The sequence below is a fragment of the Burkholderia sp. Ac-20384 genome (assembly GCF_017104605.1).
Taxonomy (GTDB): domain Bacteria; phylum Pseudomonadota; class Gammaproteobacteria; order Burkholderiales; family Burkholderiaceae; genus Burkholderia; species Burkholderia lata.
The window spans coordinates 1-20,445 of the sequence record NZ_JAAGPE010000008.1 but is presented as its reverse complement, the minus strand read 5'-3'; the positions used below and the strand labels follow the sequence as shown (position 1 = coordinate 20,445).

General features: G+C 66.7%; 18 protein-coding genes. 9 read left to right on the top strand and 9 right to left on the bottom strand.

The annotated features are described in order from the left end of the window. Positions 1-26: 26 nt before the first annotated feature. On the bottom strand, positions 27-986 hold the full coding sequence (andR, locus tag G3O00_RS02900) for an anthranilate 1,2-dioxygenase regulatory protein AndR (protein WP_174931849.1): 960 nt from the start codon (positions 984-986) through the stop codon (positions 27-29). Positions 987-1,199: 213 nt separating this feature from the next. Between andR and andAc the strand changes: the two genes are divergently transcribed. Genes andAc through andAa form a run of 4 tightly spaced genes read left to right on the top strand, consistent with a single transcriptional unit; the run spans position 1,200 to position 4,531 of the window. Next, positions 1,200-2,471 carry an anthranilate 1,2-dioxygenase large subunit AndAc gene (gene andAc / locus G3O00_RS02895; RefSeq protein ID WP_174938784.1) on the top strand — a complete coding sequence of 424 codons (1,272 nt, stop codon included), beginning with the start codon at positions 1,200-1,202 and terminating at the stop codon, positions 2,469-2,471. A 14-nt stretch (positions 2,472-2,485) separates the two neighbouring features. Next, positions 2,486-2,974: an anthranilate 1,2-dioxygenase small subunit AndAd gene (gene andAd / locus G3O00_RS02890; protein ID WP_011355917.1), complete on the top strand. Its 489-nt coding sequence runs from the start codon at positions 2,486-2,488 to the stop codon at positions 2,972-2,974. A 20-nt stretch (positions 2,975-2,994) separates the two neighbouring features. Beyond that, positions 2,995-3,321: an anthranilate 1,2-dioxygenase ferredoxin subunit AndAb gene (gene andAb / locus G3O00_RS02885; protein ID WP_174931851.1), complete on the top strand. Its 327-nt coding sequence runs from the start codon at positions 2,995-2,997 to the stop codon at positions 3,319-3,321. After that, positions 3,311-4,531 carry an anthranilate 1,2-dioxygenase system ferredoxin--NAD(+) reductase gene (gene andAa, locus G3O00_RS02880; RefSeq protein ID WP_206141982.1) on the top strand — a complete coding sequence of 407 codons (1,221 nt, stop codon included), beginning with the start codon at positions 3,311-3,313 and terminating at the stop codon, positions 4,529-4,531. The genes andAb and andAa overlap by 11 nt, the downstream gene beginning before the upstream one ends. A 47-nt stretch (positions 4,532-4,578) precedes the next feature. Here the strand turns inward: andAa and G3O00_RS02875 are convergent, their stop codons facing one another. From G3O00_RS02875 to G3O00_RS02850, 6 genes are all read right to left on the bottom strand, one after another. Beyond that, the gene (locus G3O00_RS02875; protein WP_206141981.1) at positions 4,579-5,538 is read right to left on the bottom strand and encodes a DUF1177 domain-containing protein; all 960 of its coding nucleotides are present in this window, start codon (positions 5,536-5,538) and stop codon (positions 4,579-4,581) included. A 79-nt stretch (positions 5,539-5,617) separates the two neighbouring features. Then, on the bottom strand, positions 5,618-6,763 hold the full coding sequence (locus G3O00_RS02870; RefSeq protein WP_206141980.1) for a porin: 1,146 nt from the start codon (positions 6,761-6,763) through the stop codon (positions 5,618-5,620). A 54-nt stretch (positions 6,764-6,817) separates the two neighbouring features. Further along, entirely contained in the window at positions 6,818-7,573 is a 756-nt protein-coding gene (gene pepE / locus G3O00_RS02865) for a dipeptidase PepE (protein WP_206141979.1), read from the bottom strand. Between the two features lie 47 nt (positions 7,574-7,620). Further along, positions 7,621-8,805, bottom strand: coding sequence for an aminotransferase class V-fold PLP-dependent enzyme (locus G3O00_RS02860; protein WP_206141978.1), 1,185 nt, complete (start codon positions 8,803-8,805; stop codon positions 7,621-7,623). A 24-nt stretch (positions 8,806-8,829) separates the two neighbouring features. Then, positions 8,830-10,449 carry an OPT/YSL family transporter gene (locus G3O00_RS02855; protein ID WP_206141977.1) on the bottom strand — a complete coding sequence of 540 codons (1,620 nt, stop codon included), beginning with the start codon at positions 10,447-10,449 and terminating at the stop codon, positions 8,830-8,832. 67 nt (positions 10,450-10,516) lie between these two features. Next, on the bottom strand, positions 10,517-11,257 hold the full coding sequence (locus G3O00_RS02850) for an IclR family transcriptional regulator (protein ID WP_206141976.1): 741 nt from the start codon (positions 11,255-11,257) through the stop codon (positions 10,517-10,519). Positions 11,258-11,585: 328 nt separating this feature from the next. Here G3O00_RS02850 and G3O00_RS02845 point away from each other — a divergent pair, with 328 nt between their 5' ends. Beyond that, the gene (locus tag G3O00_RS02845; protein WP_206141975.1) at positions 11,586-12,872 is read left to right on the top strand and encodes a DUF445 domain-containing protein; all 1,287 of its coding nucleotides are present in this window, start codon (positions 11,586-11,588) and stop codon (positions 12,870-12,872) included. A gap of 48 nt (positions 12,873-12,920) precedes the next feature. On the opposite strand, the gene G3O00_RS02840 is transcribed toward G3O00_RS02845, so the two are convergent. Next, positions 12,921-13,220 (bottom strand): addiction module antidote protein, encoded by a 300-nt coding sequence (locus G3O00_RS02840; RefSeq protein ID WP_069251007.1) that lies wholly within the window; start codon positions 13,218-13,220, stop codon positions 12,921-12,923. Between the two features lie 3 nt (positions 13,221-13,223). Then, positions 13,224-13,562 carry a type II toxin-antitoxin system RelE/ParE family toxin gene (locus G3O00_RS02835; RefSeq protein WP_175013291.1) on the bottom strand — a complete coding sequence of 113 codons (339 nt, stop codon included), beginning with the start codon at positions 13,560-13,562 and terminating at the stop codon, positions 13,224-13,226. Between the two features lie 330 nt (positions 13,563-13,892). Between G3O00_RS02835 and G3O00_RS02830 the strand changes: the two genes are divergently transcribed. The 4 genes from G3O00_RS02830 (at position 13,893) to G3O00_RS02815 (ending at position 20,428) form a co-directional block, all read left to right on the top strand. Further along, positions 13,893-15,533, top strand: coding sequence for an acetolactate synthase large subunit (locus G3O00_RS02830; protein WP_174931860.1), 1,641 nt, complete (start codon positions 13,893-13,895; stop codon positions 15,531-15,533). Positions 15,534-15,562: 29 nt separating this feature from the next. Beyond that, complete coding sequence (locus G3O00_RS02825) at positions 15,563-16,996, top strand: aldehyde dehydrogenase family protein (RefSeq protein WP_096474907.1); 1,434 nt, start codon at positions 15,563-15,565, stop codon at positions 16,994-16,996. Between the two features lie 231 nt (positions 16,997-17,227). After that, complete coding sequence (locus G3O00_RS02820; RefSeq protein ID WP_011355903.1) at positions 17,228-18,811, top strand: Na+/H+ antiporter; 1,584 nt, start codon at positions 17,228-17,230, stop codon at positions 18,809-18,811. A 483-nt stretch (positions 18,812-19,294) separates the two neighbouring features. Further along, positions 19,295-20,428, top strand: a complete 1,134-nt coding sequence (locus G3O00_RS02815; RefSeq protein ID WP_011355902.1) for a hybrid sensor histidine kinase/response regulator — start codon at positions 19,295-19,297, stop codon at positions 20,426-20,428. Positions 20,429-20,445: the final 17 nt, after the last annotated feature.

Here is a 20,445-nt window from a genome sequence, read left to right as displayed (position 1 = left end):
CGCCGGCCGCGCGAGCGTACGCGGCGTCAGCGCTTCCCGTCGAGCGTTTCCGACGGCGATTCGCCAAACTTCTCCCGATACGCGATCGCGAATCGCCCCAGGTGCGTAAACCCGCAATCGAGCGCGACATCGGCGATCCGCCGGTCGGACGCCGAGCCGCGCAGCAGCTCGCGCGCATGGTCGAGCCGCGTCGCGCGCAGGTATTGCATCGGGCTCATGCCGCGGAACTGCAGGAACGCGTCGCGCAGGGTCCGCTCCGGCACGTTGGCGGCCTGGACGATATCGGCGAGCTGCAGCGGCTGCGCATAGTGCGCGTTCACGAATTCCTGCGCGCGCCGCACGAAGCCCGGTGCCGGGTCGCGGTGCGATGCCTGCAGTACGGACGGCGGGTGGCCTTCGATCAGCAGGTCGATCAGCAGGTGCTCGAGCTGGGACGCGACGCGCGGGTTCGCGTTCGCGCGTTCGAGCAGTTCGGGTGACCGTGCGACGAGCATCAGCTGCTGGCGCCACGCGGCAAGCGCGGCGTCGCTGACGTGCAGCACGGGATCGAGCGTCGCGCGCGGGTCGCCGGTCAGCGAGCCGACGGTCGCCGCGTCGATGCGCAGCACGAACTGCTCGCAATCAGCCGACAGCACCGCGTCGAAGCGCTCGCCGGGCGCGCACAGCACGCCGGTCTGGCCGTCGACGCCGAGCTGCCGCCCCATCGCGCGCACCTCGGCCTGGCCGGACAAACAGAACATCAGCAGATAGTAGCCGTCGACCGCGTCGACCTGCACGCGCATCGCGTCGCCGAACGCAATCGTGCCGATCCCGAGCCCGCCGAGCCTGACGAAATCCATGTGCGACGCACCACGCGTGCGGCCGCTCGGCAGCAGCGCATGCGGCTGCATCACGCGCGAGATCCGCTCGCGCGTCTCGTCGAGATCGCGGGATTCGAACAGCCGGTGCGCGCGCAGCGCGAGCGGCTCGAACGACGTTGGGGACATGGGCATCAGCCTTGGTGTAGACGGCGTGCGCTTCGATCCGATCAATGGGTCGCGATCGTGCGCCGGGTCGTGTGTGCCGTCATGCTAGCGCAGAAATCCGCCGAAAGTGGATATTGCACCGCCGCAATCGCACTTTCCGGATAGACGGCGAATATTAGCTTTTCAAAAATCGGCTCCATGCATTCAACGAAACGGATCGACCAGGAGTCCGACATGGAGCAGACAGAATCGCCCGTCGTTTTCGCCACGCGCGACGACGCATCCGACGTGAACTTTCCGCACGAAGACGGCTCGCGCGTGCCGTACAAGGTGTTCAGCTCGCGCGCGGTCTACGATCGCGAGCAGGAACGCATCTTCCGCGGCCCGACGTGGAACTTCGTCGCGCTGGAAGCGGAAATCCCGAACGCCGGCGACTTCAAGAGCACGTTCGTCGGCGATACGCCGGTGGTCGTCACGCGCACAGAGGACGGCACGCTGTCCGCGTGGGTGAACCGCTGCGCGCACCGCGGCGCGCAGGTGTGCCGCAAGTCGCGCGGCAACGCGAGCTCGCACACGTGCGTCTATCACCAATGGAGCTTCGACAACGCGGGCAACCTGCTCGGCGTGCCGTTCCGGCGCGGCCAGAAGGGGATGTCCGGGATGCCGGCCGACTTCGATCCGAAGCAGCACGGGCTGCGCAAGCTGCGCGTCGACAGCTATCGCGGGCTCGTGTTCGCCACCTTCAGCGACGACGTGATGCCGCTGCCCGACTATCTCGGCGAGCAGATGCGGCCGTGGATCGACCGGATCTTCCACAAGCCGATCGAGTATCTCGGCTGTACGCGCCAGTATTCGAAGTCGAACTGGAAGCTGTACATGGAGAACGTGAAGGACCCGTATCACGCGAGCATGCTGCACCTGTTCCATACGACCTTCAACATCTTCCGCGTCGGGATGAAGGCGCGCTCGATCCCGGATGCGAACCACGGGCTGCACAGCATCATCACGGTGACGAAGACGGGCGACGATACGTCGGCCGCGTACAAGCAGCAGAACATCCGCTCGTTCGACGAAGGTTTTCATCTGGAAGACGAATCGATTCTCGACCTCGTGTCGGAATACGACGAGGACTGCACGAACCATATCCAGCCGATCTTCCCGCAGCTCGTGATCCAGCAGATCCACAACACGCTGGTCGCACGGCAGATCCTGCCGAAAGGCCCCGACAACTTCGAACTGATCTTCCACTTCTTCGGCTACGCGGACGATACGCCCGAGCTGCGCGCGCTGCGCATCAAGCAGGCGAACCTCGTCGGGCCGGCCGGCTACATCTCGATGGAGGACACGGAGGCGACCGAGCTCGTGCAGCGCGGCACGGTGCGCGACGGCGACGCGACGTCGGTGATCGAGATGTCGCGCGGCAATCCGGACCAGCAGGACACGGTGATCACCGAAAGCCTGATCCGCAAGTTCTGGGTCGGCTACCAGAAGCTGATGGGCTATTGAAGCGGGAGCGCGGAATGATGGAAAACCTGACGGAAGACATGAAGACGTGGTTCGAGATTTACATGCTCCAGAACCGCTATATCGGGCACCTCGACAACAACCGGCTCGAAGCATGGCCGACGATGTTCACCGAGGACTGCACGTACGAAATCGTGCCGAAGGAAAACGCCGACCTCGGGCTGCCGGTCGGGATCGTCCACTGCACGAACCAGCGGATGCTGCGCGACCGCGTGGTGTCGCTGCGGCACGCGAACATCTATGAAGAGCACACGTACCGGCACATGACGTCGGGCCTGACGATCGTCGCGGAACGCGACGGCGAAATCGACACCGAGAGCAACTACGTCGTCGTGCAGACGCGCAGCAACGGCGAGTCGAACGTGTACCAGGCCGGCAAGTACTACGACACGGTCGTGCGCACGCCGGACGGGCTGCGCTACAAGACCAAGCGGGTGATCTACGACACGTCGCGCGTGCAGACGCTGCTCGCCACCCCGATCTGATACGGAAGCAAGGAACAGACATGACCGAAGCAACGCTTACCGAGTGGCATCCGCTCGGCGCTTTCGACGAATTCTCCGAAGACGAACCGGCGGCGCGCGTCGCCGGCCAGAAGCCGATCGCCGTGTTCCGGATCGGCGACGAACTGTTCGCGATGCATGATCTCTGCACGCACGGCCATGCGCGGCTGTCCGAAGGCTATGTAGAGGATGGCTGCGTCGAATGCCCGCTGCACCAGGGGCTGATCGACATCCGCACCGGTGCGCCGAAATGCGCGCCGATCACGGAGCCGGTGCGAACCTATCCGATCCGGATCGTCGGCGGGCAGGTGGAAGTCAATGTCGGCTGATCCGTTCGTGATCGTCGGCGCCGGGCATGCGGCGCGGCGCACCGCCGAAGCGCTGCGCGAGCGCGATGCGGCGGCGCGCATCGTGATGATCGGCGCCGAGCGCGAGTTGCCGTACGACCGGCCGGCGCTGTCGAAGGATGCGCTGCTGAACGACGGCGGCGAGCAGCGTGCGTTCGTGCGCGATGCGGCGTGGTACGACGCGCAGCGCATCGAGTTACGGCTCGGCACGCGTGTCGACGCGATCGAGCGCGATGTTCAGCGCGTGCGGCTCGACGACGGCACGACGCTCCCTTATGCGCGGCTCGTGCTCGCGACGGGTTCGCGGGTGCGCACGTTCGGTGGTGCGATCGACGAAGGCGTCAAGCCGCATTACGTCCGTACGGTCGACGATGCACGTACGTTGCGCGCGCAACTTTCACCGGGGCGTCGCGTGGCGGTGCTCGGCGGCGGGTTCATCGGCCTCGAGGTCGCGGCGGCGGCGCGCCAGCTCGGCTGTGAGGCGACGGTGATCGATCCGGCGCCGCGCTTGCTGCAGCGCGCGTTGCCGGAAGTAGTCGGCGCGTATGCGCATCAGTTGCACGATGCGCGCGGCGTGGTCTTCCAGATGGCGACGCTGCCGCGCGCGATCCGTCGCGCACCGGGCGGCGGCGCGATCGTCGAGACCGATCGTGGCGACGTGCCGGCCGACCTCGTCGTGGTCGGCATCGGTGTGGTGCCGAACGTCGAGGTCGCGCAGGCGGCCGGACTCGATGTCGACAACGGGATACGCGTCGACGCGGGCTGCCGCACGGTCGATCCCGCGATCTTTGCGGCGGGCGAGGTGACGATGCACTTCAATCCGCTGCTCGGGCGTCACGTGCGGATCGAATCGTGGCAGGTGGCCGAAAACCAGCCGGCCGTCGCAGCCGCGAACGTGCTCGGCGCCGACAAGACTTATGCCGAGCTGCCGTGGCTGTGGTCCGATCAGTACGACTGCAACCTGCAGATGCTCGGGCTGTTCGGCAGCGAGCGCACGGTCGTCGTGCGCGGCGATCCCGCAAACGGGCCGTTCACGGTGTTCGGGCTGGGGGATGACGGCAAGATCGTCGCGGTGGCCGCGGCGAACCTGGGGCGCGACATCGGCGCATCGCGTCGCTTGATTGCGGCGGGGGCGGTGCCGGACCCGGTGAAGCTTGCGGATCCGGCAGTCAATCTGAAGACGTTCATGTAACAGGGAAGGCGCGGCCCGATCATCCGGCCGCGCCGCACGCTGCTTCGTCAAGCGGCGTTGCCGTAACCCTGGAACACGCTCAGGTCCGGATACACATTGCGGATCTTGCGCCATTCGTTCGCGTCGTAGAACTCGCACGCGCCGGCCGTGAAGCGCTTCGCGACTTCGACCGAGAAGCGCACGGCTTCGGCCAGATCGACTTCGTGGCTCGCGCTCGAATCGCTGCCGCCGACCACCGCGCGCGCGGTGATCGCGACGCCGACCACCGGCTTGTCGGTGCCGACGTGCGGCTGCATGATGCTGTTGAAGTGCGACAGCCCGTTGTCGTACGGCGTGATGTCCTGCAGTGAGATCGGGAACGTGACGGCCGGCATGCCGGTCGTCGATTCCATGATCGACACGAGGTCCGGCGCCATCCGCAGGATGTAACCCTGCATCGCGGTCGGCGACAGCGCGAAGCCGCGCTGCTTGACGATCCGGTTGCCCTTCGACGCATCGAGCGACAGGATGGCATCCATGTCGGGCGTCACTTCATGGCGGTTCATCGTGGCCGACGAAACCGGCATCCCCATGAACGGCACACCGTTGTTCTCGCTCATCGATACATCGGTCGACAGGTGCGTCGTGACGATCACGTCGCCGGGCAGCACGTCGCCGTTCGCCTTCATCTCCGCGAGTTTCAGTGCGGCCGCGAGCGAGCCGATCGGGCCGTCCGCGTCCGATACCATCCCGAACTTCGCGGGCCGCGCGCCGATCGCGCCGTTGCGGCCGACGATGCCGAGCGTGCGTGCATCGCCGCCGGCCGTCTTGCCGCGCGAGCCGGGAATCACGATCGTGATGAAGTCGGTCGTCTTCGTCGGGTCTTCCGGCGGTTCGTTATTGACCGTGGTGACCTCGACCGTCACGCCATGCGCCGCATACGGCGCAAACAGCGCGGCAATGTGCTGCCCGTTGACGGTCGCGCCATCGAGCGCGTCGAAAATGACGAGGGTCTGTTTCAGTGCCATCGAATGCCTCTTGATTCAGGTTGCCGATGCGGCGGTCGTGCGCCGCGCCGCGGGCCGCATCGGTCGAATGCGCGGTGGGTCAGAAGAAGTGCCGCAGGCCGAGCAGCACGGAAAGCTGCTCGTTGCGGCCGTTGAGTGCGGAGCCTTTCGCGGCTGCCGCGTTGGTCGTCGTGTTGCCGAACAGGCCGGACCAGCCGCCACGCGTCCATTCGTACGACGTCGCGACGTACACGTCGGTGCGCTTGCTGAGGCTGTAGTCGGCGACGCCGTACACGGTGCTGCGCGCGCCGTTGAAGCCGTCGGCGAGCGTGCGGTTGTGCATGCCCGCGACCACGAAGTTCCACACGGGCGTCGCGCGCCAGCTCGCGCCGACGGTGAAGAAGTCGTCACGCCGATGCGAGTCGAACACCGAGTTGATCGTGACGGCGGCGGTCGGCGAGCCGGACGCCATGCTCGTGATCGACGCGGTGTCGGCGCCGCCGTTCGACGAATCGAAGCCGGCGTCGCGATCGCTGTGCAGGTAGTTCGCGAACACGTTCACGCTGCCGATCGCGGCTTTCGCGCCGGCGAGGTAGATCCGCGCGCGGCGGCTTTGCGTGTCGCGTGTCTGCTGCGCATCGCCGATCAGCGTCACCGGGCCCGATTCGTACTTGACGCCGAGCGACATCGACGAGCGTGCCCGCGTGTCCCCTGCGATTCCGCCGAACGCGTACTCGGCGATCACCTGCATCGGCCCGTAGGTGCCGGTGTAGCTGACCGCGTTGTCGTAGCGCTGGCCGACCAGGTAGACCTGCCATGAATTGGTCGGCGCGGCGCCTACGCCGAGCGGATCGACGTAGTACAGCATCGTGTTGCCGGTCGTGTACTGCCGGCCGAGCGCAAGCTCGCCCCAGCGCTCGTGACCGAGCTTCACGAACGCCTGGCGGCCGAACAACTGGCCCTGCTGGTCGAGCTTGCCGTTGTTCGCGAGAAAGCCGTTCTCCAGCGTGAAGCCGGCTTTCCAGCCGTTGCCGAGCGCCTCGTTGCCCTTCAGGCCGAAGCGGCTGCCGGACAGGAAGCCCTCGTTGCCCTGCTGCAGGCCGATCGTGCGATCGCCGGACGGATTGGTGTGCGTCTGGTAACCGATCGCGACGTCGATGACGCCGTACAGCGTCACGGTGGACTGGGCATGCGCGACGCCCGTCGCGCCGGCCAACAGCGCGAGTCCGGCAAGCTGCTTCTTCATGAAAAGGTCTCCTAACCGATATGGGACTGTTTTTTTAAAAGGGGTAACCGGCGCTTATTTCTGGAAGTCAGGCCACGGGTCGATACCCGCCGGGCCGGTGATCGAGGCGAGCGGGAAGGTGACGTTCTCCGCAAGCGTGCGCACGTCGGTCTTGCTCGCGAAATGCAGCGCGCCGCGCTCGCCGAGCACGGTGCCCGTCGTGCCGTCGGACAGCAGCGCGGAGCCCTCGGGCAGCGCGAATACCTGCTCGGGCGCGTTGATGTCGAGGAATTCGCCGAGACGTTCCTCGCGGCTCTCGCCGTTGTGGCCGGCCGGCTTGCCGCTGATGAAGTGCGGGTTGATCTGGAACGGCGCGAGGCCGAGCGCGCGCAGCGTCGGCGGCTGCACGATCGGCATGTCGTTGGTCGTGCGGATCGTCGGGCACGCGACGTTGCTGCCCGCGCTCCAGCCGACGTACGGCACGCCCGCGTGCACGCGCGCGCGGATCGCGTCGACGATATTCGCGTCGTACATGCGTTTGAGCAGCGCGAACGTGTTGCCACCGCCGACCGCGATCGCATCGGCGTTCTCGATCGTCTTGCGCGGGTCGGTGCTGTGATGCAGCGATTCGAGCGCGTAGCCGAGCTTCTCGAACACCGGCTTCACCATGCCTTCGTAGGTGTCGAAGCTGAACGATACGCCGGCGTACGGCACGAAGACGATCTTGCGCGCTTCGTGGCGGAGCAGCGCGTGGATCTGTTCGGTTGCGTGTTCGAGATAGCCGAGCGCGTCCTTGCGGGAGCTGCTCATCAGCAGAAAGCGTTGGTTCATGGTGGCTCCTGTTTCTGTATCGGTAGTCGGGTCGGGTAGGGCAGGGGTCAGCGGGCCGCCGCGCGGATCAGCTCGGCGACGCGGTCGATTTCTTCGCGGGTATTGAAGTAGTGCAGCGACACGCGCGCCATCGTCGACACGCCGTAGCGCGCGAGGATCGCGTCGGCCATGAAGTTGCCGGCTTCGATGATGCAGTGCTGCGCCTCGAGCGCCGCGACGATCGTCGCGGGATCGATGCCGCGCAGGTTGAACGGCACGATGCCGATGCGGCGCGCCGCATCGCGCGGGCCGTACAGCTCGAAGCCGGGCAGCGTCGCGAAGCGTTCGACCGCGTACGCGGTGAGGTCGCGCACGCGCGCCTCGATCTGCGCGACGCCGATGCGCTGCGCGTAGTCGAGCGCGGCGCCAAGGCCGAGGATCGCCGGCACGATCGGGCAGCCGGCTTCGAAGCGCTTCGCGCCGGCGACGAACGACAGCGCACCGGTCGTCCGGTCGTACGCGCCGTTCCACCAGCCGGCGAGCACCGGTTCGAGCGTGTCGATTTGGTCGCGCTGCACGTAGAGGAAGCCGGAGCCTTCCGTCGCGCGCAGTGCCTTGCGGCCGCAGCCCGCGAGGAAGTCGCAGCCGAGCGTGCGCACGTCGGTCTGGACCATCCCGACGCTTTGCGATGCATTGACGAGCGACAGCACGCCGTGTGCGCGCGCGACCGCGCACAGCGCGGCGGCGTCCTGCAGCGCACCCGACGAGTTCGGCACGTGCGAGAACGTGAGCAGGCGCGTGCGCGGCGTGATGGCCTGCGCGAAGGCGTCCGGCGCGAGCAGCCCTTCGTCGTTCGCGGCGATCATCTTCACGACGATGCCGTGCGTCGCTTCGAGCCGCTTCCACGGCAGCAGGTTGCTGAGCATCTCGGTATCGGCGACGAGCACTTCGTCGCCCGGCTGCCAGCGCAGCCCCTGCGCGACGAGCGAGATCGCTTCGGTCGCGTTCTTCGTGAATGCGATCTCGTCGGCCTGTGCGCCGAGGAAGGTGGCGAGCTGCGTGCGCACGGCATCGACGCGCGCATAGGTGGCCTTGCGGAACGCGGGCAAGTAGATGCCGACGCGGCCGGTGTCGCGTAGATAGTCGTTGACGGTGTCGAGCACGGGCTCGGGCGGCAGCGACGCGGCGGCCGTATCGAGGTAGATCGTCGATGCGGTCAGCGGCGTATCGGCGCGGATTGCAGTGATGTCCATCTGAAGTCCTGTCGGTGAAACGGATTACTTGAGCTTGATGAGCGAGCGCGTGAAGCTGAAGAGCGCATCGCCCGCGATCACGCCGCCCGCGAACGCACTCATCTCGGCGATGTCGCGTTCGCCGCGCGTGCGCAGCAGGATGAAGCGGATCGCGAGGCCGATCAGTACGGCGAAGCCCGCGAGCGGCGACGTGAGCAGCATGCCGGTCGACAGCAGCACGCCGAGCTGGCGCTTCGCGCCGCCGAGCCACTGCAGCAGCGCGCCGGGCACGGCCCAGATCGCGAGGTCGCGTGCGATGTCCCACGACGAGCCGGCCTTGATCGACGCCGCGTAGACGCGATCGACCGGCGGCAGCATGTCGCGGCTGAAGAAGCCGTGGTGGAACAGCACGACCACGATGCCGGCGACGACGAAGCCGAGCGTGGCCGCGAGGAACTGCTGGCGGCGGCCGGCCATTTCGAGGGCCGGGTCCTGGCCCGAGCCGCGCAGCAGGAACCCGGTCTTCAGGTCGTAGCCCATGTCGGCGAAGGCGGGGCCCGTCGCGGCCGAGAAGCCGACCAGCACCGCGAGCGCGGGCGCCGGGAAGCCGATCAGGATGCCGATCGTCAGCGTGATCAGCGCGACCGCGAAGGCCGGGAACCAGCCCGAGTGCATCGCGGCGATGCCGACGATCAGCTCGTGGATGTACGCCGAAAACGCCGCATACAGCACGAACACGATCAGCATGCCGGTCGACATTTCGGAGAAGCCGCCGGTGCAGCCGACGATCACGAGCGCGATCAGCATGTAGACCACGTAGCCGAGGCCGAGGATGCGACCAGCTCGCAGCGGCGACACGTCGCTGGTGCCCGCTTCGTCGACCGGCGCGCGGCGCGCGCGGCGGATCTCGGTCGACACCTGCAGCATGGCGACGATGCCCGCGCCGATCATCACGCCGTGCGGGATGTAGGCCTTCGCGATGTCGACGCCGGTCAGCGCGACCGAGTAGCCGCGGATCAGCAGGCCGAGGCCGAACATCGTCAGTGCGGCCAGGTTGCCGAGGAAGGCCGCGCCGAACGCGGACATCGGAATGCCGAGCCACGCGCCGGCCACGCCGACCGCGACGCCGATCCCGAGGAACGCGGCCTTGCGACCGCCACGGTCACCGGCCCAGATCGCTTCGGCGGTCGCGACGCCCGACGGCCAGCTGCCCGTGACCGGGAAGATCCGGCTGCCGAACAGCAGGTACAGCATCGTGCCGTCGACGAGCATCGCGGCGAGCGCGCCGATCAGCATCGGCGTCGCGAGTTCGGGCATGCCCATCGCGTACGGCACGCCGATCGGGATCATCAGCGAGTTCGCCGCGCCGAACGTGGCCGACGAGATGGCCGTCTGCACGAGGTTCTGGCGTTCGAGCACGCGGAAGCGCCGCGCGAGTTCATGCGGGATGCGCGAGAACACGATGGCGATCAGCGCACCGATGATCGACGTGTTCGCCGAGATGCCGAGCGACACGATCAGCTGCATGCCGATGATCGCGCCGAGCACGGACAGCACGACCGACACGATCAGCAGCACGGGTTCGGCGAAACGGACGCGCGTGGCGCCGGGCGGGGTGGCGGGCGCGGCGGGTTCGCCGGCCGGCGCGTCTTGAAGGGCGTTCATGGGTTCTCCTCCGGATGCCTGTCGTTTGTTGTGGTGTGCGACAGCGGTAACGGGTGGTGGAACGTGCTCAGCGCATCAGGCTGAGCACGCTTTCGATCTTGCGGCGCGCGTCGTTCAGCGCGTCGAGCAGGCGCGGCACGGCCGATTCGTCGAGACGCTGCATCGGCCCGGAGATCGCGAGCGATCCGGCGACCGAGCGGCTGCCCTTTGCGGTGAGCGGCACCGCGAGGCCCGCGACGCCGGTGGCCGCTTCTTCGCGGGTATAGGCCCAGCCGTTCTCGCGGATCACGTCGAGGCGTGCCTCGATGGCCGCGCGGTCGACGGTCTGGCCGGCCTTCGTCGCGCGGGCGAAGACTTCGTCGCGCATCGCATCGGGCTGGAACGCGAGGATCGCCTTGCCGTGCGCGCCCGCATGCAGCGCGAAGCGCTGGCCTTCCTCGATCGAGAAACGCAACTGCTGGTCGCCGTGCGCGATGTCGAGGCACAGCCCTTCGTAACCGTCGAGCAGCGACAGGAACACGGTCTCGCCGCTTTGCTGCGCGAGCCGGTGCAGCGCGGGCTCGACGATCTGCGACGGCGACAGCGAGCGCCGCACGATCTCGCCCATCTCGAACCAGCGCAGCCCGAGCGCGTAGCGGCCCGCGTCGTCCTGCACGAGATAGCCCTCGGCCGCGAACGTCGCAAGCACGCGATGGACGATCGCGTGATGCACGCCGCTTTCCTTCGCGAGTTCGCGGACGCCCCATACGGCCTGTTGGGCGGTGAAGTACTGCATCAGTTGCAGCGCGCTGCTGAGTGTCTTGAGCATGATGTTCGTCTCTATATGAGAGACAGTGTCTCGAAATGTGAATACAGTCTGAGCGGACGCGACGACGTCGTGCTATCCGGGTAAACGCGAGATTGAGAGACAGTCCGGCTGGCAAGGCTGAGCGGGCGACGGGACGTGCCGGGGCGGTCGTTGCGAAGGGAGGAAGCCAGCCGGAGGCGGGTGGGTCGTCGGCTGAAAAGCGGGGTGTGAACGGCTCGGTCGCCCGGTTCACGGCTGCCGCGATCAGCTCATCAAAAAGGGTCGGTCATTTGTCGGCGGCCGTCGACTCGGTGCATATTGGCGGCATCGTTCGCCCGACCGGTTGCCCATGACGCCAGACAAAGCCCTCGAACTGAAACGCAGCAAGCGCCGCGCACTGTGGCTGCTGCTGGCCGCCGTCGCGGTATTCGTCACGACGATCCTGCTGCCGCGCGGCCCGTGGGTCGACGGCGTCAAGGCCGTGGCCGAAGCCGCGATGGTCGGCGCGCTCGCCGACTGGTTCGCGGTCGTAGCGCTGTTCCGCCGCGTGCCGATCCCGTTCGTGTCGCGCCATACCGAGATCATTCCGAAGAACAAGGACAAGATCGCCGACAACCTCGCGGTGTTCGTGCGCGAGAAATTCCTCGGCCCCGACGCGCTCGCCGCGCAGATTCGCCAGCACGATCCCGCGCAGAAACTCGGCGCGTGGCTCGGCGAGCCGGCGAACACCGAGGCGCTCGGCGGCTATGTGACGAAGCTGATGAGTTTCGCGCTCGACATGACCGACGACGCGCGGATCCAGTCGTTCGTCCACGACGCGTTTCGCGCGGTGATCGACCGGGTCGACCTGTCGCAGTCGGCCGGCGCGATCCTCGATACGCTGACGAAGGACGGCCGCCACCAGGCGCTGCTCGACGACGCGATCGAACAGGTGGTCGACGTGCTCGACAAGGAGGAGAACCGCGAGGTGATCGCGGGCTTCATCGTCGAATGGCTGAAGACGCAGTACCCGAAGGTCGAGAAGATCATGCCGACGCAGTGGTTTGGCGAGAACGGCGCGCGGATGCTCGCGAGCGCGGTGAGCCGCGTGCTGGAAGGCGTGGCGGCCGATCCCGAGCACGAGCTGCGGCAGCGCTTCGACCGGACGGTCGTGCGCTTGACCGAGCGGTTGAAGCACGATCCCGCCTTCATCGAGAAGGGCGAGGAGATCAAGCGCTATATCCGCGACGGCGCCGCGTTCAACGAGTATGTGCGCGACCTGTGGGATCAGCTGCGCGCGTGGCTGAAGGCCGATCTTGCGCGCCCCGATTCGACGCTGCACCGGCAGGCCGCGATGCTCGGCGGCTGGCTCGGGGCGCGGCTCTCGGAGAGCCCGGCATTGCGCGCGTCGCTGAACGAGCACGTCGAGAAGGCCGTGCACGAGATGGCGCCGGATTTCGCGGATTTCCTGATGCGTCACATCCGCGACACGGTGCGTAACTGGGATGCGGGCGAGATGTCGCGGCAGATCGAGCTGAACATCGGCAAGGATCTGCAATACATCCGCATCAACGGCACGCTGGTCGGCGGGCTGATCGGGCTCGGGTTGTACCTGGTGTCGCTGGTGCCGCGCTGGGCGGCCGGCTGGCTGCACTGACGCGGCCACCGGCATCGCGCGGCGGGCGCGACGGGGCGCGCCCCCGCATCATGCGTGCGCTTTCGAGCCGTGCAGTTGCAGGCCGAGCGCCTTGATGACTTTCAGGATCGTGCCGAAGCTCGGGTTGCCGTCGTGCGACAGCGCCTTGTACAGCCCTTCGCGCGACAGGCCCGCATCGCGCGCGACCTGCGACATGCCGCGTGCACGCGCAATCACGCCGAGCGCGTGCGCGATGAAGGCCGGATCGTCGCCGCCTTCCTGCAGGCACGCTTCGAAGTAGTCGGCCATGTCGTCTTCGGTTTTCAGGTGGTCGGCCGAATCCCACGGCCGGGTGCTGATCTTGTCCATCGGTTACTCCATGTCGAGATGCGCGAGCATCGCGTGCGCGGCGCGGATGTCGGCCTGTTGCGTCGATTTATCGCCGCCGCAGAGCAGGATGACCCAGATCGTTCCGCGCCTCACGTAGTAGACGCGATAGCCCGGGCCGTGGTCGATCCGCATCTCGACGACCGGCGAGCCGGCGGACTTCCAGTCGCCCGGATTGCCCATCGAGAGGCGGTCGATGCGTGCCTGGATGCGGCGCTTCGCGACGCGATCCGGCAGGCCGGCAAACCAGGCGTCGAAGACGTCGGTGGTCCGGATGCTGAACGTAGGCGCACTGTAGGGCACGGATTGCAATGTGTCAACCATGGTTCACAAGTCTGATGTGTTGATTTGCGTTGCCGCTACAGTAGGGCCGCGCGCTTCGTTTGCGTGCCGATTGGCCGTTCGGCCGAAGTCGGGATCTTCCGAATCCGTCTACAATCAAAAACGTCTTTGCCGCCCGTGCGTGCTTGCCGCGCGCGGGCGGGTCCGCTTGTCCTCCGGCTTCCGGAGGCGCCGCCGTGCAGCGCGCGTTGCGCGGCGGGCAGTGCCGTGGTTTGTGTCCAGTAGGTAAAGCGTCCGCGTGCCGTAGGCCGGCGCGCGTTCTGAACGCTGCGTGTCCGTAGGCCGGGCAGGCGGCATCAACCGAGAGTCCCCATGAAAGCATCGGATCTGTTCGTGAAGGCGCTGGAAGCCGAAGGCGTCGAGTACGTGTTCGGCATTCCCGGCGAAGAAAACCTCGATCTGCTCGAATCACTGCGGCGATCGAAGATCAAGCTCGTGCTGACCCGGCACGAGCAGGCGGCCGGGTTCATGGCTGCCACCTACGGCCGCCTGACGGGCCGCACCGGCGTATGTATCGCCACGCTCGGGCCCGGCGCGACGAACTTCGTGACGGCCGCCGCGTATGCACAGCTCGGCGGCATGCCGATGCTGATGATCACCGGGCAGAAGCCGATCAAATCCAGCAAGCAGGGCCATTTCCAGATCGTCGACGTGGTCGACATGATGCAGCCGCTCACGAAGTTCACGCGGCAGATCGTGTCGATCGGCAACATCCCGTCGGCCATACGCGAGGCGTTCCGTCGCGCGGAGGATGAGCGCCCGGGCGCCGCGCACCTCGAACTGCCGGAAGACATCGCGCACGAGGAGGGCGACGGCAAGCCGATCCCGCGCAGCTACAGCCGGCGGCCGGTGGCCGAGGAGAAGGCGGTCGCGCATGCGGTCGACGCGATCCAGGCCGCGCGCCATCCGCTGCTGATGATCGGCGCGGGCGGCAACCGCAAGACCACCTGCAAGATGCTGCTCGAATTCGTCGACAAGACGGGCATCCCGTTCTTCACGACGCAGATGGGCAAGGGCGTGATCGACGAGACGCACCCGCTGTGGCTCGGCAACGCGACGCTGTCCGACGGCGATTTCGTGCACCGCGCGATCGAGCATGCGGACTGCATCATCAACGTCGGTCACGACGTGATCGAGAAGCCGCCGTTCTTCATGCGTACCGACGACAAGACCGTGATCCACGTGAACTTCCTCGGTGCACAGGTCGACCCCGTCTACTTCCCGCAGATCGAGGTGGTCGGCGACATCGCGAACGCGGTGTGGCAGATGAAGGAGGCGCTCGCGCCGCAGCCGCACTGGGATTTCGCACGCTTCGCGATGATCAAGGAGCATTTCGACGCTCATCTGGAGAAGGGCCAGCACGATCCGCGCTTCCCGATGTACCCGGTGCGGATCGTCAACGATCTGTACAACGCCATGCCGGTCGACGGCATCGTCTGTCTCGACAACGGGATGTACAAGATCTGGTTCGCCCGCTACTGGCGCGCGCACGAGCCGAATTCGCTGCTGCTCGACAACGCGCTCGCGTCGATGGGCGCGGGCCTGCCGTCGGCGATCGCGACGAAGATCGTGCATCCGCAGCGCAAGGTGATCGCCGTGTGCGGCGACGGCGGCTTCATGATGAATTCGCAGGAGCTCGAAACGGCCGTGCGGCTGAAGCTCGACCTCGTCGTGATGATCGTGCGCGACGACGCGTTCGGGATGATCCGCTGGAAGCAGGAGAACATGAACTTCCCCGATTTCGCGATGACGCTGCAGAACCCCGATTTCGTCGCGTATGCGCAAAGCTACGGCGCGCACGGGCATCGCGTGGAATCGGCCGACGATCTCGAGCCGCTGCTGCGCGAGTGTTTCTCGTCGCCGGGCGTGCACGTGATCGACGTGCCGATCGACTACTCGGACAACGAGCGCGTGCTGAACCGCGAGATCAAGCGCCTGTCGGCGCAACTCTGAATGTCCCGTTCACAGGAAGGAGTCGTTCCATGTTGAAGGAAACCTATCCGTACTACCTCGCCAACGAAGCCGTCTATGCGAACACCGATCTGGAAGTGACGGACAAGTTCAGCGGCAAGGTCGCAACGCGAGTCGCGCTGGCCGACGCGAAGGCCATCGACGCGGCGATCGGCGCGGCGGTGGATGCCGCGAAGCCGATGCGCGAGCTGCCGGCCTACAAGCGGCAGGCCGTGCTCGACCATTGCGTCGCGCGCTTTCGCGAGCGCTTCGACGAGCTGGCCGAGGCGCTGTGCATCGAGGCCGGCAAGCCGATCAACGATTCGAAGGGCGAAGTCACGCGGCTGATCGACACGTTTCGCGTGGCGTCCGAGGAATCGGTGCGCATCGACGGTGAAATCATCAATCTCGAGATCTCCGCGCGTGCGCAGGGCTATACGGGTTACACGAAGCGCGTGCCGGTCGGCCCGTGCTCGTTCATCTCGCCGTTCAACTTCCCGCTGAATCTCGCCGCACACAAGGTCGCACCGGCGCTTGCGGCCGGCTGTCCGTTCGTGCTGAAGCCCGCGAGCCGCACGCCGATCGGCGCGCTGATCATCGGCGAGGTGCTCGCGGAAACCGACTTGCCGAAGGGCGCGTTCTCGGTGCTGCCCGCGCATCGCGACGGCGCCGACCTGTTCACGACCGACGAGCGTTTCAAGCTGCTGTCGTTCACGGGTTCGCCGGCCGTCGGCTGGGCGCTGAAGGAGAAGGCCGGCAAGAAGAAAGTCGTGCTGGAACTCGGCGGCAACGCGGCCGCGATCGTCGATGCGGACCAGCGCGACCGGCTCGACTACGTGGTCGAGCGCCTTGCGTTCGGCGCGTACTACCAGTCGGGCCAGAGCTGCATCGGCGTGCAGCGGATCCTCGTGCATGCCGATCTGTACGACGCGCTGCGCGAGAAGCTGATCGCGAAGACGCGCTCGCTGAAGATGGGCGATCCGAAGGATCCGTCGACGTTCGTCGGCCCGATGATCTCCGAATCCGAATCGCGCCGGCTGTCGGGCTGGATGGACGCGGCCGTCGCGGCAGGCGCGAAGATCGTCGCGGGCGGCAAGGTCGACGGCGCGATGTTCGAGGCGACGCTGCTGGAGAACGTCGGGCACGAGCAGGACCTGTACCGGAAGGAGGCGTTCGGCCCCGTCGCGATCCTCGAGAAGTTCGACCGCTTCGACGATGCGCTCGCGCGCGTGAACGACAGCGATTTCGGGCTGCAGGCCGGCGTGTTTACCGATTCGCTCACGCATGCGCAGCGCGCGTGGGACGAACTGGAAGTCGGCGGCGTCGTGATCAACGACGTGCCGTCGTTCCGTGTCGACAACATGCCGTACGGCGGCGTGAAGGATTCGGGCCTCGGCCGCGAAGGGATCCGCTACGCGATCGAGGACATGACCGAGCCGCGACTGATGGTCGTGCGGCGCCGGTAACGCGCAGGCAGCGCGGTGCCGCGACGGCACGCGGGCGGGCGATCGGGCCGGCCCGCGTGCCGTTTTTCATGGCGTCGCACGCACCGGGCCGGCACCGGGCTTGCCATATGCCCGTAGCGCGCTGCCCGAACGCGCTCGACTGCGGGCCGCGCCTCGTGATGTAATCGCGCCAAACTGCCGACCGGGGTACGACACCGGAAAGCGCGAATTCATTCTTCACGAGGTCGATTCATGTCTCCCGTCTCGGCATTCAAGCTGGTTTTGTTGTCATTCCTTGCGATCGTCGCGCTCGAATGCATCGCCAAGCGGCTGCGGTTGCCGCCCGCCGCCGCGCTGCTGATCGGCGGCATCGGCATCGCGTTCATCCCCGGCCTGCCGCCGATCAATCTCGATCCCGAACTGGTGCTGCTGGTGTTCCTGCCGCCGCTGCTGATGGATGGCGCGTACTTCTCGGTGTGGGAGGAGTTCAAGCGCAACGTCGGCGGCATCCTGCTGCTGGCGATCGGTGCGGTCGTGTTCACGACATTCGCGGTCGGCTTTGCCGTGCACTGGGTGGCGCCGTCGCTGCCGTGGGCCGCATGCTTTGCACTCGGCGCGATCGTGTCGCCGCCCGACGCCGTTGCCGCGAAGGCCGTGCTCGAGCGCGTCGCGCTGCCGCGCCGGCTGATGGTGTTGCTTGAAGGCGAGAGCCTGCTGAACGACGCGGCCGGCCTCGTGCTGTTCCGCTTTGCGGTTGTCGCGGCGCTGTCGGGCACCTTCAGCCTCGGCCACGCCGTCGTGGGTTTCGCGGAACTCGGGCTCGGCGGCGTGGTGGTCGGCATCGTGGTCGGCAAGCTCGTCGTGTGGTTCCTGAAGCTGCTCGACGACGACTATCTCGTGATCACCGTTGCGGTGATTGCCGGCTGGATCGCGTATATCGCCGGGGAAATGGTCGAAGTGTCCGGCGTGATCGCCACCGTCACGGCCGGCATGATCGTCGGCTGGCACCAGCACGAGGTGTTCTCGGCAGCCGTGCGCACGCGCGGCACCGCATTCTGGCAGGTCATCGTGTTCCTGCTCGAAGCGATGGTGTTCGTGCTGATCGGGCTGTCGCTGCGCGGCGCGATCCACCGGCTCGGCGGCTTCGAGCAGGTGCTCGCCACGATGGTGTCGCCGATGTTCGCGGTGCTGGCGGCGGTGATCGTGTCGCGCTTCGTGTGGATCTACGCGGTCGAGGCTCTGAAGTGGCCGGTGCGCGGGATCGCGCGGCGCGGCGAAGCGCCCGACTGGAAAGCCGCGACGATCATGAGCTGGGCCGGGATGCGCGGCGTCGTCACGCTGGCGATCGCGTTGTCGCTGCCCGAGGCGATGCCCGGCCGCGACGTGATCCTGGTCGCGTCGTTCGCGGTGATCCTCGTCACCGTGCTGCTGCAGGGCACGACGATCGGGCCGCTGATCCGGCTGCTGCGCCTGCCGCAGCGCGAAGAACGCGCGGCGCACCACCTGACCGAGCCGCAGACGTGGGCGTACATCGAGGCGGCGCAGCTCGCGGCGATCCAGCCGCTCGTGCGCGACGAGAACGGGGTCGTGATCCATCCGCGCCTGCTCGAGCAGTACACGTATCGCGCGGAATTGACCGAGCGGGCGAAGAACGAGCCCACGTATCCGGCAGAAGTGCGTGCCGCACACTACGACGTCGTGCTGGCCGCGATCAAGGCCGGGCGCACCGAACTGTTGCGCCTGCACCGTTCGGGCCACATCCACGACGAGATGCTGCACGCGCTCGAACGCGACCTCGACCTGCAGGAAGTGTCCGCGCAGCACGCGCGCGGGTAAGGCCGCACGCCTTCGTCATCCCGCCATCGAGCAGCCGGTGCCAGCCGGCCCGAAGCGCGCCCGGGCCGATCGCTGCCCGGTGCGCTTTTTTTCTTTCCCGCACCCGCCGATTGCGCGGATTCTAATCCGGCCCTTGAATGCGGCAGGCAGCCAGCCTTGCAGCGCATGCAAACCTTATCGCGCCGGTGTCGCAAACGTTATCGTCTTTCGAATCCGGAAATGATCTGATTTAACTGTTTCCGTCTCATTCTGCATATTTGGCAAAACTAAACCGGAAGGAGATAGATGCTGTGTTCTAATTTCATTTAGAATCAGCCGGTTATGTTTATTGAGAGAAAGGATGCGGAGGTAATGCGGCCGCCAACGGGGAGAAATCGGCGTCCGGAGCCCTGCAAGGCAGCGCCGACAGGCCATATCGGCGGAATCAGGCGGGTTTTTCAACCGCCAAAATAAGATAGCGTCCAAGTCTGATAAACAACTCCTATGAAAGAATCGATTGGAGAATCGGCGTTTGAAACTGTATTTATGAAAGAATCGAGCGGTGATAATGCCTCGGATTGTCTTGAATCGGGGTTATCGGTCCTTCTCGTCGACGATCAACCGTTCGTCGGTGAGGTGATCCGCCGCGCGCTGCGCAGCGAACACGACATCGACCTGCATGTGTGCACCGATGCGCACCGGGCGATGGCGGTGGCGCGCGACGTGAAGCCGACTGTCATCCTGCAGGATCTCGTGATGCCGGAGATCGACGGCCTCGATCTGGTCCGCGCGTGGCGTGCGGACGCCGGCACCGCTCGCGTGCCGATCATCGTGCTGTCCGCGAAGGAGGAGCCGATCGTCAAGCGCGAGGCGTTCATCGCCGGCGCGAACGACTATCTGGTGAAGCTCCCCGACGCGATGGAACTGGCCGCCCGCATCCGCTATCACTCGAATTCCTACCTGATGTCCCGGCAGCGCGACGAGGCACTCGATTTCCTGTCGCACGACATGCGTTCGCCGCAGACCTCGATCCTCGCGCTGCTCGACGTCTACCGGACCGAGCACGGCGAGATGCCGGCGATCATGGAGCGCATTGCCGGCCATGCGCGGCGCGCGCTCGCGCTGGCCGACGGCTTCATCCACCTGACCCGCGCGCAGTCCGAGCGCCGCGCGCACGAAGTCGTGAGTCTCAACGAGATCGTGCTCGACGCCGTCGACCAGCTGTGGGAGAAGGCGGCTGGGCTCGGCAGCCGGGTCGCCGCGCACGTGCCCGATACCGAATGCGTGACGATGGGCGACCGCATGATGCTGACGCGCGCGGTCGCGAACCTGATCGACAACGGGTTGAAGTACGGCCCGGCCGGCACGGACGTGCACTGCACGCTCAGCAGCGAGGACGGTGCATGGCTGATCGGTGTCGAGGATACCGGCGCCGGGATCGCGCCGGAGCAGCGCACGGCCGCGACCGAGACGTTCGTGCAGCTCGAATCCGCGCATGGCGCGGCGCGCGGCGGCTTTGGCCTCGGGCTCGCGTTCGTCCGCGCGACGGCGGCGCGGCATCGCGGCCAGATCCTGATGCGCAATACGGCGCGCGGCTTCATGGTCGCGCTTCGGCTGCCGGCGCAAGCGGAGCGGTGAGTTCGCGGCGCGGCCCA

What these genes read in the sequence shown, in the direction of transcription:
- G3O00_RS02820 (WP_011355903.1), top strand. Translation starts at nt 17,228, where the DNA reads ATGTCTCCCGTCTCGGCATTCAAGCTGGTTTTGTTGTCATTCCTTGCG.
- andAd (WP_011355917.1), top strand. Translation starts at nt 2,486, where the DNA reads ATGATGGAAAACCTGACGGAAGACATGAAGACGTGGTTCGAGATTTAC.
- G3O00_RS02840 (WP_069251007.1), bottom strand. Translation starts at nt 13,220, where the DNA reads ATGGACAAGATCAGCACCCGGCCGTGGGATTCGGCCGACCACCTGAAA.
- andAc (WP_174938784.1), top strand. Translation starts at nt 1,200, where the DNA reads ATGGAGCAGACAGAATCGCCCGTCGTTTTCGCCACGCGCGACGACGCA.
- G3O00_RS02850 (WP_206141976.1), bottom strand. Translation starts at nt 11,257, where the DNA reads ATGCTCAAGACACTCAGCAGCGCGCTGCAACTGATGCAGTACTTCACC.
- andAa (WP_206141982.1), top strand. Translation starts at nt 3,311, where the DNA reads ATGTCGGCTGATCCGTTCGTGATCGTCGGCGCCGGGCATGCGGCGCGG.
- G3O00_RS02855 (WP_206141977.1), bottom strand. Translation starts at nt 10,449, where the DNA reads ATGAACGCCCTTCAAGACGCGCCGGCCGGCGAACCCGCCGCGCCCGCC.
- G3O00_RS02845 (WP_206141975.1), top strand. Translation starts at nt 11,586, where the DNA reads ATGACGCCAGACAAAGCCCTCGAACTGAAACGCAGCAAGCGCCGCGCA.
- andR (WP_174931849.1), bottom strand. Translation starts at nt 986, where the DNA reads ATGTCCCCAACGTCGTTCGAGCCGCTCGCGCTGCGCGCGCACCGGCTG.
- G3O00_RS02825 (WP_096474907.1), top strand. Translation starts at nt 15,563, where the DNA reads ATGTTGAAGGAAACCTATCCGTACTACCTCGCCAACGAAGCCGTCTAT.
- G3O00_RS02835 (WP_175013291.1), bottom strand. Translation starts at nt 13,562, where the DNA reads ATGGTTGACACATTGCAATCCGTGCCCTACAGTGCGCCTACGTTCAGC.
- G3O00_RS02830 (WP_174931860.1), top strand. Translation starts at nt 13,893, where the DNA reads ATGAAAGCATCGGATCTGTTCGTGAAGGCGCTGGAAGCCGAAGGCGTC.
- andAb (WP_174931851.1), top strand. Translation starts at nt 2,995, where the DNA reads ATGACCGAAGCAACGCTTACCGAGTGGCATCCGCTCGGCGCTTTCGAC.
- G3O00_RS02875 (WP_206141981.1), bottom strand. Translation starts at nt 5,538, where the DNA reads ATGGCACTGAAACAGACCCTCGTCATTTTCGACGCGCTCGATGGCGCG.
- G3O00_RS02860 (WP_206141978.1), bottom strand. Translation starts at nt 8,805, where the DNA reads ATGGACATCACTGCAATCCGCGCCGATACGCCGCTGACCGCATCGACG.
- G3O00_RS02815 (WP_011355902.1), top strand. Translation starts at nt 19,295, where the DNA reads ATGAAAGAATCGATTGGAGAATCGGCGTTTGAAACTGTATTTATGAAA.
- G3O00_RS02870 (WP_206141980.1), bottom strand. Translation starts at nt 6,763, where the DNA reads ATGAAGAAGCAGCTTGCCGGACTCGCGCTGTTGGCCGGCGCGACGGGC.
- pepE (WP_206141979.1), bottom strand. Translation starts at nt 7,573, where the DNA reads ATGAACCAACGCTTTCTGCTGATGAGCAGCTCCCGCAAGGACGCGCTC.